Annotated in this window: 14 protein-coding genes and 1 pseudogene; 9 read left to right on the top strand and 6 right to left on the bottom strand. The window is 52.0% G+C overall.

Annotated elements, in window-relative coordinates; all coding sequences use genetic code 11:
- Positions 1–58 precede the first annotated feature (58 nt).
- The 6 genes from DYU11_RS25345 to DYU11_RS25320 all read right to left on the bottom strand — a co-directional run bounded on the left by DYU11_RS25345 (position 59) and on the right by DYU11_RS25320 (position 8,152).
- On the bottom strand, positions 59–1,714 hold the full coding sequence (locus DYU11_RS25345; protein ID WP_119670528.1) for a sodium/sugar symporter: 1,656 nt from the start codon (positions 1,712–1,714) through the stop codon (positions 59–61).
- A gap of 30 nt (positions 1,715–1,744) precedes the next feature.
- Entirely contained in the window at positions 1,745–2,443 is a 699-nt protein-coding gene (locus DYU11_RS25340) for an L-ribulose-5-phosphate 4-epimerase (RefSeq protein ID WP_119670527.1), read from the bottom strand.
- 78 nt (positions 2,444–2,521) lie between these two features.
- Positions 2,522–4,063 carry an alpha-N-arabinofuranosidase gene (locus DYU11_RS25335; protein WP_119670613.1) on the bottom strand — a complete coding sequence of 514 codons (1,542 nt, stop codon included), beginning with the start codon at positions 4,061–4,063 and terminating at the stop codon, positions 2,522–2,524.
- A gap of 111 nt (positions 4,064–4,174) precedes the next feature.
- The gene (gene araA, locus DYU11_RS25330) at positions 4,175–5,665 is read right to left on the bottom strand and encodes an L-arabinose isomerase (protein ID WP_119670526.1); all 1,491 of its coding nucleotides are present in this window, start codon (positions 5,663–5,665) and stop codon (positions 4,175–4,177) included.
- A gap of 52 nt (positions 5,666–5,717) precedes the next feature.
- A complete protein-coding gene (locus tag DYU11_RS25325; protein ID WP_119670525.1) occupies positions 5,718–7,385 on the bottom strand; it encodes a ribulokinase in 1,668 nt (555 codons plus the stop codon).
- A 56-nt stretch (positions 7,386–7,441) separates the two neighbouring features.
- Positions 7,442–8,152: an NUDIX hydrolase gene (locus DYU11_RS25320; protein ID WP_119670524.1), complete on the bottom strand. Its 711-nt coding sequence runs from the start codon at positions 8,150–8,152 to the stop codon at positions 7,442–7,444.
- Positions 8,153–8,334: 182 nt separating this feature from the next.
- On the opposite strand from DYU11_RS25320, the pseudogene DYU11_RS25315 reads away from it, so the two are divergent.
- The 9 genes and pseudogenes from DYU11_RS25315 to DYU11_RS25275 form a co-directional block, all read left to right on the top strand.
- A pseudogene (locus tag DYU11_RS25315) lies at positions 8,335–8,616 on the top strand (tRNA-guanine transglycosylase); the annotation flags it as partial.
- A gap of 261 nt (positions 8,617–8,877) precedes the next feature.
- The gene (locus DYU11_RS25305; protein WP_119670523.1) at positions 8,878–10,287 is read left to right on the top strand and encodes a tyrosine-type recombinase/integrase; all 1,410 of its coding nucleotides are present in this window, start codon (positions 8,878–8,880) and stop codon (positions 10,285–10,287) included.
- Between the two features lie 36 nt (positions 10,288–10,323).
- Positions 10,324–11,244, top strand: coding sequence for a hypothetical protein (locus tag DYU11_RS25300; protein ID WP_147368033.1), 921 nt, complete (start codon positions 10,324–10,326; stop codon positions 11,242–11,244).
- Between the two features lie 114 nt (positions 11,245–11,358).
- Positions 11,359–11,634: a helix-turn-helix domain-containing protein gene (locus DYU11_RS25295; protein WP_119670521.1), complete on the top strand. Its 276-nt coding sequence runs from the start codon at positions 11,359–11,361 to the stop codon at positions 11,632–11,634.
- Between the two features lie 277 nt (positions 11,635–11,911).
- Positions 11,912–12,226, top strand: coding sequence for a hypothetical protein (locus DYU11_RS33365; RefSeq protein WP_158600357.1), 315 nt, complete (start codon positions 11,912–11,914; stop codon positions 12,224–12,226).
- On the top strand, positions 12,159–14,759 hold the full coding sequence (locus DYU11_RS25290) for a DUF3987 domain-containing protein (protein ID WP_119670520.1): 2,601 nt from the start codon (positions 12,159–12,161) through the stop codon (positions 14,757–14,759). The genes DYU11_RS33365 and DYU11_RS25290 overlap by 68 nt, the downstream gene beginning before the upstream one ends.
- A 97-nt stretch (positions 14,760–14,856) precedes the next feature.
- Entirely contained in the window at positions 14,857–15,111 is a 255-nt protein-coding gene (locus tag DYU11_RS25285) for a hypothetical protein (protein ID WP_119670519.1), read from the top strand.
- A gap of 2 nt (positions 15,112–15,113) precedes the next feature.
- Complete coding sequence (locus tag DYU11_RS25280; RefSeq protein WP_147368032.1) at positions 15,114–15,596, top strand: hypothetical protein; 483 nt, start codon at positions 15,114–15,116, stop codon at positions 15,594–15,596.
- Positions 15,597–15,609: 13 nt separating this feature from the next.
- Positions 15,610–17,319, top strand: coding sequence for a hypothetical protein (locus DYU11_RS25275; RefSeq protein ID WP_119670517.1), 1,710 nt, complete (start codon positions 15,610–15,612; stop codon positions 17,317–17,319).
- Positions 17,320–17,336 lie beyond the last annotated feature (17 nt).

Genomic DNA, 17,336 nt, shown 5'->3' with positions numbered 1-17,336 from the left:
AATACGATTGCTAAATCAGATTAAACGTTTAAAAAATCACACCAGCACTCTGGTTTTCTTACCAGAAAATGACGTAGACAAGGGCCAGCAGTGCACATACGGCCGCAGCACCCACCCGGAACGAGGAATTGGTCTGGAACCAGTGCCGATCGACTGCAAACGCTTTGGGGTTACGCTGCCCTCGCGATTCAATCAGGCTGATGGTTACGTGTACGACGACGCAAATCCAGAAAACAGTACCCATGCGGTTCAAAAACGGCATGTCCGGAACCTGATACTTCAGCAGGGTCGATAACGGAATGCTCAGCACCGCAGCCGCCAGTGCGCCATTGGCCGAAGCGCGTTTCCAGAACATACCCAGCAGGAAAATGCACAGAATACCCGGCGAAATGAAGCCGGTGTACTCCTGAATGTATTCGAAACCCTGTCCGAAATTCTGCAGGAATGGACTGATCGCCAGCGCAATGATGAATGAAACGATAATCGCTACGCGACCCAGCCAGACGGTCTGTTTTTCGCTGATGTTGGGGTTGACAAATTTCTTGTGGATGTCCAGCATGTAGATCGTCGAGATGCTGTTTGCCTTTCCGGCCAGCGAGGCTACAATGGCCGCCGTGAGGGCCGCGAACGATAGCCCTTTCAAGCCCGTCGGCAGAATGTTAAGCAGGACCGGGTACGCATTGTCAGGCTTCACCACATTGTTGTCGGTAATTCCCTGTACAATGGCAGCATCGGCGTTTTCCTGGAACAGGACGTAAGCTGCCAGGCCGGGCAATACCACAATAAACGGCATCATCAGCTTCAGGAAAGCCGCGAACAGGACGCCGTTACGGGCCGTCGGCAGATCAGCACCGAGCGCCCGCTGGATCATGTACTGATTGCAGCCGAAATAATTGAAATTCACGATCCACTGCCCGCCGATGATGAACATCATCAGCCCCGGTAGCTGGTTGTAAGCGTCAATTTTTCCGCCCCGGCCGTCGTGTACAAAGTACTCACCCCGTTCAAAAATCATGTGCATGTGATGGTCGGCTTTCTGCTTGATCAGGCTTAGCCCTTCAAACACACCGGCCCCCGTACCGACTTTATCCGACAGCAGGCTTAAGGCCAGATACGTCGTTGCGAGTCCCCCCACAACCAGACAAACGACCTGGATAACGTCCGTGTAGCCAATGACCTTCATACCACCGAGCGTGATAAACACGGCGAATACTGTCAGGAAGATAGCGCAGGACATAAAGCCGAAGCCGGTCATTTTTTCAATGCTCAAAGCACCGAGGTAGATGATGGACGTGAGGTTGACAAGGATGTACAGAAACAGCCAGAATACGGCCATGATCGTTGCCAGTCGCTTGTCGTAACGCATTTCCAGAAACTGCGGCATGGTGTAGATCTTGTTACGGATGTACATCGGCAGAAAATAAATGGCAATGACTACCAGCGACAGCCCTCCAACCAGCTCGTAAACCGATATGGCCAAACCCAGTTGAAACGCCTGCCCCGACATGCCGATAAACTGCTCGGCCGAGATATTGGATGCAATGATGGACGCACCAATGGCCCACCAGGTCAGCGAACCCTCAGCAAGGAAAAAATCTTTACTGTCGGCGTTCTGCCGGCCTTTATGATGGTAGACCCAGTAGCCGTAGGAGGCTACAATGACGAAATAGATGAAGAAAATTACGTAATCGACGGTTTCAAGTCCAAGCGTCATGAGGGTTAAGGGTTTAGATAAGCGAGTGGTTTAGCAACCTTGTCCGTAATACGCGTTTTTGCCGTGCTTGCGCTCATAGTGTTTCATCCGGAGCGTGTCTTTGATGCGGGGCGTTTCGGGGTTGATTTGCAGGGTCAGATACGCCATGCGGGCTACTTCTTCGAGCACAGCCGCGTTATACACCGACTTTTCGGCGGTTTTGCCCCACGTAAACGGCCCGTGGTTCTGAAGCAGGACCATCTCCATTTCATGGTGCGACAACCCTTTCTGCTCGAAAATTCCGAAGATCTGATTGCCGGTTTCGTATTCATAATCGCCCTGAATCATCGCGTCGGTAAGCACCGGCGCACACGGAATATCCTGGTGGGTATGATCGGCATGGGTCGTTCCGAAGATTGGAATATCCATACCTGCCTGTGCCCAGGCTACGGCGTAGGTGCTGTGCGTATGCGTGATCCCACCGATGTCGTCCCAGGTCTTATACAGCAACGCGTGCGTTTTCGTATCCGACGAAGGGCGCATGGTACCCGCAACGACCCGCGCATCATAATCACAGATCACAATATCCTCGGGCCGCAAAGCCTCGTACGGTACACCGCTGGGCTTGATGGCAAACACAGCCCGGTCGCGGTCAACGGCGCTGACGTTGCCAAACGTAAACAGGACCAATCCCAGCTTAGGCAGCTGCATATTGGCTTCGTAACATTCTTCTTGAAGTGTCTTGTACATGGTTTAAAGAGCAAATGAGTGAAAGAGCGAAAGAGTGATCCAGCCATTCGCTCTTTCACTCATTCGCTCTTTCGCTCTTTATAATTCTAGTACCACCACCGATACGGGCGGCAGCGTAACGGTTAGGTTGTCGCCGTTGAGCCGGGCACCGGTAAAGGCGACGGGCTTCACTTTGGTTGGGTTTTCGAACGTATTGTGGTCCTGCACTTTGGCGGAGGTAAGGATGCGCCCCGTCACGCCGGATGCCTTGAGTCCTTTCAGATTGACCGTAATCTCCTGCGGTTTACCAGCGTCGATGTTCACCAGCGAGATGTGGGTTTTGCCCGCCTTATCGCGTGAGGCAGATACCGATACGGCCGGAAGCTTATAGTTTCCTACTTTGTAGTCGTCCGACTTTACGTCGACGGGCAGCATCGTCGCGTCCTGGTGCACATTGTACATTTCCAGCACGTGGTACGTGGGGGTCAGCAGCATCTTATCACCCTTCGTCAGAATCACCGCCTGAAGTACGTTAACGGCCTGGGCCAGATTCGCCATACGGACCCGTTCGGCGTGTTTGTGGAAGATATTGAGCGTAGCTCCGGCCAGAATCGCGTCGCGCATGGTGTTCTGCTGATACAAAAAACCAGGGTTCGTTTTTGGCTCGACTTCGTACCACGCCCCCCATTCGTCGACCACCAGGGCGATCTTCTTCTGCGGGTCGTATTTATCCATAATTTCCGAATGCTTCTGCACGAACGTATCCATTTTCAGGGCTTCGTTCATGGTGTGGGCATAGTCGGTTTCGGTAAATTCGGTGGCTGAGCCTTTCTCGTTTGGCCCCCAGCCGAATACCGAATAATGGTGCAGAGCCACCCCTTCGACCATCTTGCCAGGGATGTTTTTCATGAGGGTTTCGGTCCAGTTGAAATCATCCGAGCTGGCCCCCGACGCAATTCGGAAGATGTTTTCTTTACCAACCTTTTGATCCATGAACGTAGCGTACTGCCGGTAAATGTTGGCGTAGTAATCGGCCGTCATGTTACCGCCACAACCCCAGGCTTCGTTCCCAACGCCCCAGTAACGCACGTTCCAGGGATTCTGGCGTCCGTTCTGCTGCCGAAGGGTCGACATAGGGCTATTGCTGGGGAAATTGACGTATTGCACCCAATCGCTCAGGTCCTGTACCGTGCCGCTGCCGACGTTCCCGGCCAGATACGGCTCGGTTCCGAGCAGTTCGCACATGTTCAGGAAGTCATGGGTACCAAAGCTGTTGTCTTCCGTAACGCCCCCCCACCAGGTGTTGACGATCTTCGGCCGTTTGGCTTTCGGACCAATGCCGTCTTTCCAGTGGTACGTATCGGCGAAGCACCCGCCCGGCCAGCGCAGGTTCGGGATCTTCATTTTTTTCAGAGCCTCCACGACGTCCAGCCGAACGCCGTTTTTGTTCGGAATTTTGGTGTTGCCTTCGCCGACGTAAAAACCATCGTAAATACACCGGCCCAGGTGTTCGGCAAAGTGCCCGTAAATGTGGCGGCTGATGACGGTTTTCCCCTGATCGGCATTGACCGTTACCCGGTTTTGCGCCAGCGCGCTCAGGCTGAGCGTAGCGAGGAGAAGTGAGGTGAGTTGTTTTTTCATGTGGGTAATGAGTGAAAGAGCGAATGAGTGAAAGAGTGATTTAGCATTTCGCTCCGCTTCGGCGACCGTCCGCGGCTGCGGTCCGATTTCGCTCATTCACTCTTTCGCTCTTTATTTAAAGGCTGTTTCGCTCCAGCGTAGTTCGTTTTTCAGTTGACGTAGATTGGTATTGCGGTCAATGACAACGAGTTCGACTCCGAAAATATCGGCGAAGTCCTCGATGTGCTCGGTCGTCAGGTTTTGGCTGTATACCGTGTGGTGAGCCCCACCCGCCAGTATCCAGGCTGCACAGCCGGTGGCCATGTCGGGCATGGGTTTCCAGAGCGCCCGGGCAACGGGTAACTTCGGCAGGGCTTCGGTAACGTCAACGGCTTCAACCTCATTGACCAGCAACCGAAAGCGATTGCCCATATCAATCAGCGACACGTTAATGGCCGGGCCGGCCGACGCGTTGAACACCAGCCGAACGGGGTCTTCCTTACCACCGATGCCTAATGGATGAATCTCACACGAGGGCTTACCAGCCGCGATACTGGGGCAGATTTCCAGCATGTGCGAGCCTAATACCAATGGATTAGCCGGATCGAAGTGGTACGTGTAATCTTCCATGAACGAGTTACCACCTGGCAAGCCAGCGGCCATAACTTTCAGGATACGCACCATAGCGGCCGTTTTCCAGTCGCCCTCACCCGCAAAACCATAGCCATCAGCCATCAGGCGCTGAGAAGCAATACCGGGCAACTGCTTCATGCCATGCAGGTCCTCGAACGTATCGCTGAAGGCCCCAAAACCACCGTCCTGCAAGAATGCCCGCATGCCGAGTTCAATCCGGGCCGCGTCGCGGAGGGAACTGTGCTGCGCTCCGTTTTTTTGCAGCGAGTCCATGAGGGTATACGTATCGGCATATTCCTCAACCAGCTGGTTTACGTCCGCATCGGTAATCTGATTAATGACGGACACAAGGTCGCCAATCCCGTGCGTATTGACCGACATGCCAAAGGTCATTTCGGCGGCTACTTTATCACCTTCCGTTACGGCTACCTGCCGCATGTTGTCGCCGAAGCGAACCACTTTCAGCGTTTTGAGTTCGTAAGCGCCCACGGCCACCCGTGCCCAGGCCGCAATTTTCTGCACCACAGCGTCTTCCTGCCAGAAGCCAACCACAATTTTGCGATTCAGTCGCATGCGGGACACCATAAACCCGAACTCCCGGTCGCCATGCGCCGATTGGTTCAGGTTCATGAAATCCATGTCGATGTCGCCCCACGGAATGTCGCGGTTAAACTGGGTGTGCAGGTGCAGCAGCGGCTTTTTCAGGATGGTCAATCCGCGAATCCACATCTTGGCGGGCGAGAACGTATGCATCCATGTGACAATACCGACGCAGTTGGGCGCTACGTTGGCCTCCTGACAAATGGCATAAATCTCGTCTGGTGTTTTTACGACCGGCTTGAACACCACCCGAACCGGCATGGGAGCCGCATTGTCTAAAAACTCCGCGATAATCTTTGAATGAGCGTCGACCTGCCGAAGGGTTTCTTCCCCGTACAGATGCTGACTACCCGTAATAAACCAGATTTCAAATTGCTTCAGGTTGAGCATTCGGTTATATATGAATGATGAAAAGGTTAATCGATACAAGCAGGCGATTTTCTCAGACAGTTGCCGTTACGGCCTGAGCACGGGCGGGTTGGCTTTCCACAAAGCTGCCCAGCCTGAGGTATTTTTGATACAGCGCATTGTACACCGCTACCTGATCCGGACGGGGTGTGTACTCCGCATCGAAGCCGGAACCCATCGCTTGCTGAGCTGCCTCCAGCGACGGATGCACCCCGGCCGCTACGGCTGCACACATGGCGGCCCCCAACGCGCACGCCTGATCCGCCTGCGCCACCTGAATGGGTTTGTTCAGGACGTCGGCAAGGGTTTGCATCACAAACGGCGATTTTTTAGCTACCCCACCAATCGCTATGACTTTCTTGATGGGTACTCCTTCCTCAATGAACCGCTCCACAATACTCCGCGACCCGAAGGCCGTAGCTTCAACCAACGCCTTGAATACCTTAGCCGCATCCGTACCGAGATTCAGACCTGCGATAGCCGCCTTGAGGGTATGATTGGCATCGGGTGTCCGGCGGCCGTTGATCCAGTCGAGCGCAATGGGATCGTTTTCCGTAACGGGCAGTTGAGCCGCCTGCTCAGACAAATGCGGAATCAGCTGACGCGACAGTTTATCAGCCGCATCATCACCCAGCAGGGCGCGAACAGGTTCGGTAATGAGCCGGGCGAACCAGGCGTAGACATCCCCAAAAGCGGATTGCCCCGCTTCCAGTCCCAGCATACCGGGCGCAACGGAACCATCGACCTGCCCGCAGATACCCCGGATGAGCCGATGCCCAATCTCTTCATTTGGGGCCATCAGGATATCACAGGTGGACGTACCGATGATTCGTACGAATGCATACGGCTCAATCTCCGCTCCAATAGCACCCATGTGAGCATCAAAGGCTCCAATGCCAATCACCACGTTGGTCGAAAGCCCGAGTTTCTCCGCCCATTCGGCCGAGAGGGTGCCCATTGCCTGATCAGACGTATAAGAATCCGTGAAAAGCCGGTCGCGTACACCACTCAGCAACGGATCGAGTTTGGTTAGAAACTCGTCGGAGGGTAGGCCGTCAAATTCGCTATGCCAAAGCGCCTTGTGCCCAGCCGCGCAGCGCGACCGCCGGAGCGTCAGGGGATTCGTGTTGCCGGTCAGTACCGCCGACATCCAGTCGCAGTGTTCAATCCACGAAAACGCGTGCTGACGAACGGCTTCATCGACCCGTATCGTCCGCAGCATCTTGGCCCAGAACCACTCCGACGAGTAGATGCCGCCCACGTATTTGGTATAATCGGTATCCCAGTGATGGGCTAAGTGATTAATCTCTTCCGCTTCCGCATTGGCCGTGTGGTCTTTCCAGAGAATGAACATGCCGTTCGGGTTTTCGGCAAAGTCAGGACGTAACGCGAGGGGCAAGCCCGTTTCGTCTACCGGGCCGGGTGTTGAGCCGGTCGTATCGATAGAGATACCCACTACCTGCTGACGCACGTCGGTCGGTGCATTCGCCAGCGCTCCTTTGATGCTGGCTTCGAGGCCTTCCAGATAATCGAGTGGATGCTGCCGGAACTGCGAGGTAGCTGGGTTGCAGTACAGTCCCTGTTTCCAGCGGGTGTACTCGTGCACGTGCGTGCCGGCCACCTGGCCCGTCTGGGTATCCACCAGCAGGGCCCGCACGGAATCAGTGCCAAAGTCAACCCCGATGACGTATTGATTATGCATGACTGAGTAAGTTTTTGACTTTATGAAACAAGCAGGTGATTGAAAGACAGCCCGTTTTATGTTAAAGACAACTCCGTAAACTCGGGTAAGAAAGATTGGTACCCATTCAGGTAATCATGGTATTTTTCTTTATTAAGCTTGAACAGTTGCCCTTTCTTGGTCACTGAGGTGGCATCTTTTTCGCCGGTCCCCAGTAACAGTTCGGTAGCCATGATCTTGCGGCTGAAATTCCGGCGGTCGAGCTTTACGTTATAGATAGCTTCGTACAGTTTCTGCAACTGAGGGACCGTAAACTTCTCGGGCAGTAACTCAAAGCCGATTGGGTACAGGGCGGCTTTGTACCGCAACTGCCGGAGGGCTGCCTCCACCATCTGATCATGATCAAAAATGAGCTGGGGCTTACTGTCCAGATCAATCCAGGAAGCGTTATGTGCCTTAAGAGCCAGCGGGTCCTGGTCATTAATATTTACCAGCGAATAGTATACGACGGAAATGGTCCGTTCGACCGGATCGCGATTGACCGCACCAAACGTCTGTAGTTGTTCCAGGTAGTTGTTTTGAAGGCCCGTTAACGTAAAAAGGATACGGGTAGCAGCATCGTGCAGGTCTTCGTCGGCGTTGAGAAAACCACCCATCAGCGACCAATTGCCAAATTCCGGCTCAAAATTCCGCTTGATCAGGAGTAGCTTGAGTGCTTCGCCATCAAAGCCAAAGATGATACAATCCAGCGCTACTAAAATCCGACTGCTGTGCAGATACCCCGTCATAAACCCTTCTAAAATGGAATTGTGTGAATAACACACTATTTATGTGTCAAACATACACAATTTTACAAAATATGGCAAAACCAACAAATATTTTGTCAATTTGGGTTTTTTAATATTGCCTAATACAGAGAGATTCGCTTTCGGTTGGATCCGATTGTTTAGTGTAATCTTATTAATTCTAGCTCGATGTACTAAGCCATGCTGGTGGTCTGCACCGGTTCAATGGCTGGAGCCACCCAATCCTGACCGATAGTGGTGGCTATCAGGTCTACTCTCTGTCGAATACCCGCAAGATCAAGGAAGAGGGCGTTACGTTTAAGTCGCATATCGACGGGTCGACGCACCGGTTCAGCCCCGAGGGGGTGATGGACATCCAGCGGACGATCGGGGCCGACATCATCATGGCCTTTGATGAGTGCACGCCTTATCCCAGCGACTATGGCTATGCCGGCAGTACCCCTGAATAAAAAAAGCACTTAACATTTCTGCTAAGTGCTTGATCTTGAAGCTCCCGAAGCTGGGCTCGAACCAGCGACCCTCTGATTAACAGTCATAGCCAATACCTATTTAGGTATTATTCGATTCTTTATTTAGATAGTTCAAATTCTCTGTAAATCAGATTGTTATCTATAATATACTTATTGCTCTTTATTGCTCTTATGCGTTGATTATGTATTTTTGTATTGCAAGTTGTATTGCAACCAACAGCCAACTTGCAATACAGTATGAGCAGAGCAACCGTAAACCTTTTCTTTGACAAGCGAGCCAGTAAAGACGGACAAGGCGTAGTAAAATGGCTTGTCTGCCTTGATCGCAAACAACGACTGTTTAGTACCGGCCGTAAGGTTTTACTGTCTGAGTGGGAATTTTTACAGGCTAGTAAAACTAAGCTGGATAACCGGGTCAAGGATGAAGGTAAGATACGGCTCTGGCATGAGTTCTACGGTGATACGTTTCCGGATGAGTTTTCAGGTAAAGTACAAACCAGCTACCTGAAACGAGCGCAAACCGTCATTGGTCAGTTAGCTGACCGCTTCACGTTTGAGGCTTTTGCTGAGGCCATTGCCAATTTTGGTAAAGACGTTGAAAAGCCAATTGAGCAAACCGATCTGATAGCCGCCCTACTGAATAAGGCCAACAGCATGAGCAGTGCCGGACGAATTGGCAATGCTATCAATTATGAGTTGGCCGCTAAGTCATTGCGTCGGTTTGTGAATTCGTTCACTGATGAAGAGCGGAAAGAGTTTCTGAGTATTCCCATTCCCCGCAAGTCAAACCAACCCCGCCAGGTTGCCATTTTGCAGTTTGATCACCTTACGGCCGACTTCCTAACCACTTACGAACAATGGATGCAGTACCATGGCAAAGCTCCACAGAGCAAGCTAAAGGCCGCTACGGGTGCCAGCCTGACTACCGTAGGCATTTACTTACGGCATGTGCGGGCCGTTGTAAATGATGCCATAGAAGCCGGATTAATGAGCCGGGATACTTACCCGTTCGGGCGTAACCGTTACGTCATACCAGCCGGAGCCAACGTAAAGAAAGCCCTGCCTAAAGCTGACATTGAGAAGCTGAAAGCCTATCAGCCCGTACCCGGTACAACTGAGCAACGGAGCCATGATCTATGGCTGTTCTCGTACTTCTGCAACGGAGCCAACCTCACCGATATTTGCCGGTTGACATGGGCGAATGTAGATACAAAGGGAGGTAAGCTAACTTTTATTCGGCAAAAGACGGCCCGAAGCAAAAGACAGAGTCAAACTCCCATAGTGGCTTACTTACGGCCCGAAACACTTGCGATTATTGAACGTTGGGGGACCACTGAAAAGCGGCCAAACGCTTATGTCTTTCCGTTTCTCAATGCCAGTATGACCGAACGCCAAAAGAAACAGGCGGTTCATCAGACGGTGAAAATGACGAATAAATGGATGGGTAAGATTGCCGAGCAGTTGGGTATCGAGGGAGACGTTGGAACCTATTCCGCGCGCCATAGCTATGCGACCAGTCTTTTGAAAAGCAAAGCCCCCCTTGCCTTTATCAGTAAGTCACTGGGTCATACCAACCTCAAAACTACTGAGAGCTATCTAGGCTCCTTTGACGACGAGGAAGCCAAAGCCTTCCTAAACGCCCTATAAATACAACTGCTTATGATGCCTTTCAGATTTACGTTCATGATTTTAGACGCTCTCAAGCCCGATCTTGATTTTTTTGTCTTCGGAAGTGAACCAAAAGCAGAAGAAATAAGTCCGCTTTTTCATTCAGTGAGGCTTAATCCGTTTGTGACAGTAGAAGAAGATCCGGATGGCAAAATAAGTGTACAAAAAGGGGTCAAAGTTCCGGACTATAATAAAGCACTGTTTTATTATGAACAGGATAATCCTTATGAAAAATCTAATCCGGATTACCGCGCCGGATGGGCGTCCGAGAAGATAAAAAAAGCGTACGGTTATTTATGGGACGGATTTAAACCAGAGATTATTGCAATCAGAGATGTAGAATTTTTAAGAGACACATATGCGTTGCTTGAACTATATGAGCATGATATTCCACGTTATGAAGGTATAAAACGGTGGATATACGAAGAAAGAGAGGACATTCTTAAACGCCCAGAAAATGTTGATGACTCTTTAGCCTTCCTTAAATTCATGGATAGTGCTGATCATATATTAGCACTTTTAGCTTGCCTGGAAGAGGTTTGCCAAATTATTGAAAATAGTTTAGACCTTATTTCGAATCAAATAAGAGTGTTGGAAATAGCCAAAACGGCGAAGGCTAGTAATTGCGTAGGATTTGAAAGCTATCTAGTCGAGAAGCATCGTGCTAAACTAATGCCGTTTCTCGAGCAGCATTACAAAGACAAGAAAACGAAGGCTTATGTCCCTATGCTGTTTGCCCTAGAAGAATATATGGAAACTCGCATCGATCGATGCGTACAAAAAGAATTGCATACCGCCTGGGCCACTACTTTTGGTAAAGTTGGTGGTTACAGAGCTTTTAACACCGCTATGCAACTATACTCCAATACCAATGATTCGGCGAAACAGCAGAAAATAAAGAACTGCAAAAAGTTAATAGCAACTACTCTGCGCTAATTATAAGTAAATCAGTAAGGCTTACTTTTGGATTTGTTTTGGATTACTTTTTCAATCCAAAAACTTAAGTCATACATCCTTCAATTTTGGCCTGTCATCAAACGACAGGCTTTTATGTTTACAGAAAACCCCTTTGCCGCAATTTGGCAACGATTAGATCAAATCGAAGCCAGGCAAAACGAAACGCTGCAACTGCTACGCAGTAATTCTACCAATTCGGCTACGACCGACGAAACGCCCGTTACGACCGACGAAGCGGCCAGACAGTTTGGCATCGCTAAACAGACGCTCTACCAAAATGCAAAAAAAATTAAGCATATAAAGCGATTCGGCCGTCTGTATTTCTATCCGTCCGATCTGAGAGATTATTTAGACGCAGGAGCCAGATGAAACATCAGACTACTCCTGTACTGCTCTATACGATAGCATCACTCATAAGAGCCGCTGAAGGCGAGATTTGGGATATTAGATATGATGCGTTTGGAGTAACGTTTCGTGCGGATATGCCAGATAGACGAAAAATCCGCGTAGTAAGCCCTTGCCCTATAATAAACGCTCCAGCTGTCCCCGACGAGCGGGGAAGTCATTCGTTCATCGTAAGAGACATACCGAGTCTTAAGGATTGGCTCACCTCGCTCGAAAAACACAATCCGCCCCCATCCTGCAAATGACTGATTCGGTAACATCTTTCGTCGGCAAGACTGGGCAATTTTATGTTCGACAGCGTCGCGCCGATGGTACTGGATTCCACGACCGCTGGACTGTATGGCCGTCGGTCGATGCCTATAATCAGCGGACGCCCGTACAGCTTGCGTTCTGCGACACTGCTGATGCAGTGCCCGACTTCAGCTATGAAGTCCGAATTTATCAAGAAAACCTAAAAACCATTCCACCCGACTACAAACCGGACCGCGATGAGACCGACTTTGGGCTATCTCGGCGCGATTGGTGGCACCAACGCTTTAAGGAAACTGAGCTTTGATACTATGATCTCTGTATTTGCAACCGTCTCGCCAGCCTCCAAGAAACCCGATTGTCCTGTGGCCGCTGTTGTGGAAATGATCCGCTCGACAAAGTTCAAAGAGCAAACTGATTATCTACGGTCGTTGACTAACCCTGATGCGGCCAAAATATACAAAGCGGGAGCTAGGGACGAACAGGGGCGGCTGACGGGGCCGGGGCACTTCTGGGGGGTAACCTGGGCAGGTATATTTGAAGGTGGAAAGAAAGCGGAAAACCTGGTACAACACTCCGGGCTGCTGTGCATGGATGTTGACAATTTAGCTCATGAAGAGGTAAGCAAACTCATTGGCTTACTACGCGCCGATCCATACACCCACGTTCTGTTTGTTAGTCCGTCAGGTAACGGGTTGAAATGGGTGGTGAAAATTGGGTTGAAGCATCCCGACGAACACAAACTGTTCTTTCAGCAGCTAGCCAACTACCTGCACGATGCCTACAGACTGACCCGCCGAGAAGATGTACCCAATGGAACAAAGCCCCAGATTGACGCCAGCGGCTGCAACGTCGACCGGTTGTGCTTTCTTCCCTATGATCCCGAGGCCTATTATAATCTGGATAGTAAAACAATGCCACTGCTGGCCGAGTACAGGTTGGACGCCCAGTCGGTTGGTGAGCGCTCCCAGCGTCAATCACAAACCCAAAACGTGCCCGATGATGACACGCATCGCAGAATTGACGATTACTTACAGCGGCTACATCAGTTTGGGGTCGATCTCACGGCGAATTACGAAGACTGGGTAAAAATAGGATTAGCATTCGCCAGTTTGGGGGAGGAAGGCCGCTCTGCTTTTCACGAAGCCAGCCGACTGCACCCCAAATACACCTACCAGGAAACAGAAACAAAATTTAGTGAACTTCTGCGCAACCGTAACGGCCAAGTCAACATCGGTACCTTTTTCCACCTGGTTGACGAAGTTTTGGGCAAACCGCAGTCACGGCAAGCGAAGGACGGATCTTTAGGTAATGAACAGGCTGAGAACGCCAAGCAATATGAGGAATGGCCAGAGCCCGAACCCCTAACAACACCCCTTTTGTCGGTTTTGTCGGTAAGTCCCCCTAGCATTCCTGAAAAATTAAGGCCGTGGGTACTCGACATTGCAACCCGCATGAAATGCCCGCTGGACTATGTAGCCTCAGCCGCCATTGTTATGCTATCCTCCTTAATCGGTACCCGGCTAACCATCAAACCCAAGCAAAAAGATAACTGGACGGTAGTACCTAATCTGTGGGGGGCCGTTATCGGAGACCCCTCTACTATGAAAACACCGTCGGTTAGTGAGGTCTTCAAACCCCTTAAGCTGCTGGCCCGGCAAGCCGCCGAAGACCATAAGCAACGATTGCTGGAATACGAGGCTCAACACCTTCAATACGAAACGCAGCGAAAACTTTACCAGAAGCAGGAACAAGACCGGCTACTTGGTAAGTCAGTCAAAACCTTCATTTCTTATCCCACAGAACCCCAAAAGCCAACCGAAAAACGGTACTGGACGAACGATGTCACCGTTGAGAAGCTGGCTGAATTACTCAATGACAATCCAACCGGGTTGCTCATCGAGCGCGACGAGTTGACGGGGCTACTCGCTGGATGGGACCGATCAGGCCGGGAGCAAGATCGGGCGTTTTATCTGGAAGCCTGGAATGGTAATGGAACTCAAACGGTAGATCGGATCGGCCGGGGCACTATCCACGTTCCAAATTTATGTGTGTCCCTGTTTGGAGGCATACAACCGGCGAAGCTCTTAGGCTACCTACAGGCTGCCACCGGCTTCGACAACGATGGCTTCGTCCAGCGTCTGCAGCTAGCGGTTTACCCAGACAAACCCCAGTGGCAATACACGGACGAATATCCCGATAAACACGCGCGTGATACGGCCTACGAGGTCATTCAATCTCTAGCGACCACTGATCTAACCAAGTACGGATATGAGGCTGACGAATACAATCGGTATCCATACACGCATTTCGACAACGAAGCTCAGGAGATATTCAAAAGCTGGCTTATCGACTGGGAAATCAACGTACTTTCTCACGAAACAGGGCTTTTGCTTGAACACTTCACCAAGTACCGCTCACTAGTTCCCAGTTTGGCCCTTATCTTTCATCTGATTTCCTGTGTGGAGGGAGAATCGTCGACGGCATCGTCTAGGCTCGTTTCGGCGCAGGCCGTTCGGATGGCGCTTGATTGGTGTACTTATCTGCAAAGCCACGCCCGGCGCATCTATGGGCTGCTGGACACGGCTAGCACTGAATCGGCCAAAGAACTGCTCAAACACCTGAAAGCAGGTGATCTAAGCGACAAGTTTAAAGCCCGTGATGTACAGCGAAAAGGATGGAAACAGCTAATTAATGAATCGGACGTAGATGCCGCTTTATACGAATTAACCCTGCGACACTGGCTAAAAGAGGTACCTGCGCTGCCTACTGGAAAGGGTAGACCAGAAGGGCCCTGCTATCTAATTCACCCCAGTATTTTATTGAAAACGTATAGGTGACGTACCGACAAAACTGACGAAAATAGCTTTGTCGGTTTTGTCGGTACGCATTGCACGTTGAGTCCGTTTTGTCAACATTAAAGACCCCCATAACGTAATGACCATCACCTTCGAAGACGAACACTACCTGCACTACCGAGATTTCCTCGGTACAACCGTCATCGTCGATTTTAAACTTGATAAACGAACCGGCGCCCGAACGTTTAGCCTCGTCTCGCTCGCTTCGGCCCTGGGGTTTGCTTCCGTCTGGGACATGCTGGGATCCGACGTTTTTCAACAGGCCATGATCGACGGCTGGGGCAGTCTGGCCCAAAGCCCCGTTGCCCGCTTTTACACCAACAATCCCAACTAGCCATGCCTAAGCCATCAGCGCTGCACGCAGAGTACCAGTGGAGCCCCGTACTGGATCTGCACTTTGTAGTGAATCGTCGAGGAAAGCACTTGTCAATGCCCCCTTACCTGGAGATCGTTCGACGGGTTGGCCAGGGCTATCACAAACACAAACTGTGGGGTATTCGGGGCCGCTCGGAAAAAGGCAAGATTGTGTTTTATGCGAACCTGGTCCGAACCCCCGGCCTACGCAACACCCATCATCATTTTGACACCCTCAATGGTCAGCCCTACCTGATCGTGGTTCGGCAGAACTGCCAGGATATAACCCCCCACCAACCGCTCCGGCTGCTGCTGATACCGGCCCCCGATCAAACCCTGGCCTATCTGGAAGCTCGCCAGCTACTAGCCCGCTTACCTCGCCTGCGGCTGCCCCAATGTCCACCGTGGGCGATTGCCCTGCGGCAGGCCAAAGTCATTCGCAATAAAACCAGCATCTTTCTCTAACTCCCCCTATGCCATGGAAAATCCCTTGAACCAGTACAACCCGATGCAGACGGCCGTAGCGCTGCTGCAACCTACCGTTAGCTACGCCCAGAAACGGGCCGACGCCGACCGGCGGCTGGCCCTTCAGGCGATGATTACCCAGCAGCAGCAGCAGGAAGCCGAACTCGCCCAGCAGCGGGGATTGTACGCCCAGCAGACGATGGCCGCGCTGCTCGACCAGCCGTTCCTGGAGGCCGACCAGAACCGGTTCCGTGATTACCTCGACTCGATGCGCGAGACGATGAACAAACGCGTGCAGGAGGATTACGACGGGGACTACGATCGCTACGAGAAGTATGGCCTGCAAACCGATATGCAGCAGATGGCCCTGTCGGCCGTGCGCTCTCCGCTGTACAAAGCCGCCCAGAAACGGCGCACCGACTGGCTGCTGTTCCAGAAAGATCAGCAGGACGGTAAGATCGATCGCTACGTGAGCTGGCGGCTAAAGGACGGCACGACCAAAACCGGTACCGTCGCCCAGAATTACGCCGACTTCGACAACGGGCTGACCGAAGATTTTTCCTATAACGGCGGCTACAAAGTCTCGGGCAAGTGGAAAGATTATTTCTCGAAGACCTACTCGCCCCGCGCCGGCGTGCTGGGCCGCTTTGCCGTCGATCAGGCGCGTCCGGAAGAAATCGCCCAGGCGATCGCTACCGAGGAAGGGCTGACGGGTACCGATGCCTCGCAGTACATCATGCGGACGGCGAATCTGCTGACGCCGACGTATTACAAGTACGACCCGCGCGATCCGTATAAAGAAGAAGATCTGGCCCTGGATAAATTGCAGTTTCAGGAAACGGTTCGTTCGAACCGGGCCGACGAAGCCAACGCCCGCGAAGCCAACCGGATTCGGGCCATGAATGCCAAAACCGCCAAGCAGGCGCTGGGTGGTGCTATCTCCTCGTACGGGGTGCTGGAGTCGGCTAACAACATCATCACCCGGGCTCCGGGAACGGATTTGCCGGGGGCTATTCCGGCCAGCTTCTTCGACGCCAACCTGACCCCCGAAACGAAAACTACCGCGGATGGCAAGAAAGCCGTCAAGACCGGCTCGCTCGTCGGCTTCGATGGCCAGCAGGTATGGACCTCGTTCGTACCCGGCCTGCAGGCTCGCAAACTGCGTGATGGTACCTACGCTTACAAGACCAATCAACTGGGTAAAGCGTACGTAGCCGTGCCCAACGGCCAGGGAGGGCTCGATTTTCGGGCCACCGACCTGACGGGGCTGGACTACGAGATTGTGGGCGGAGGCCCCATCTACGCGGACTTCAACAATGCAACCCTCTCCGATGCCCGGGCCCTGCAGGATCAGGTAAGCAAGACCAAAACGTTTCTGCCTGCGGTCCGTGTCCGCATCAGTTCCGAACAGGCCAAGCGTGCCCGATCCGGCAAGCTCTTCGACAGCCCCCTGAACCTGGGTGGAGACAGCACGGGCGGGTATGCCGCTTTCGGCAACGTGGACACGCCCACCGGCAAGGGCGCCTACACCTACGTCGACAAAGACGAACAGACGGGCCGGCAGTACTACGAGTTCGATATCGTCTTTCCCAGCCAGCCGACGGCGGCCGCCAAGAACGCCCTGCTGCAACGGGAACGCAGCCAGTTCACCGAGCCCGGCCAGACAGCGGCTCAACAATCGATCGGTATGATGATCATGGAATTAAACGCACTAGACAACTAATTGTATTCGCTTCTATC

Origin of the sequence: Fibrisoma montanum, assembly GCF_003583365.1 — a bacterium.
Classification (GTDB): Bacteria; Bacteroidota; Bacteroidia; order Cytophagales; family Spirosomataceae; genus Fibrisoma; species Fibrisoma montanum.
The sequence above is the reverse complement of the archived record's forward strand: the minus strand, read 5'-3'. Positions and strand labels throughout refer to the sequence as shown.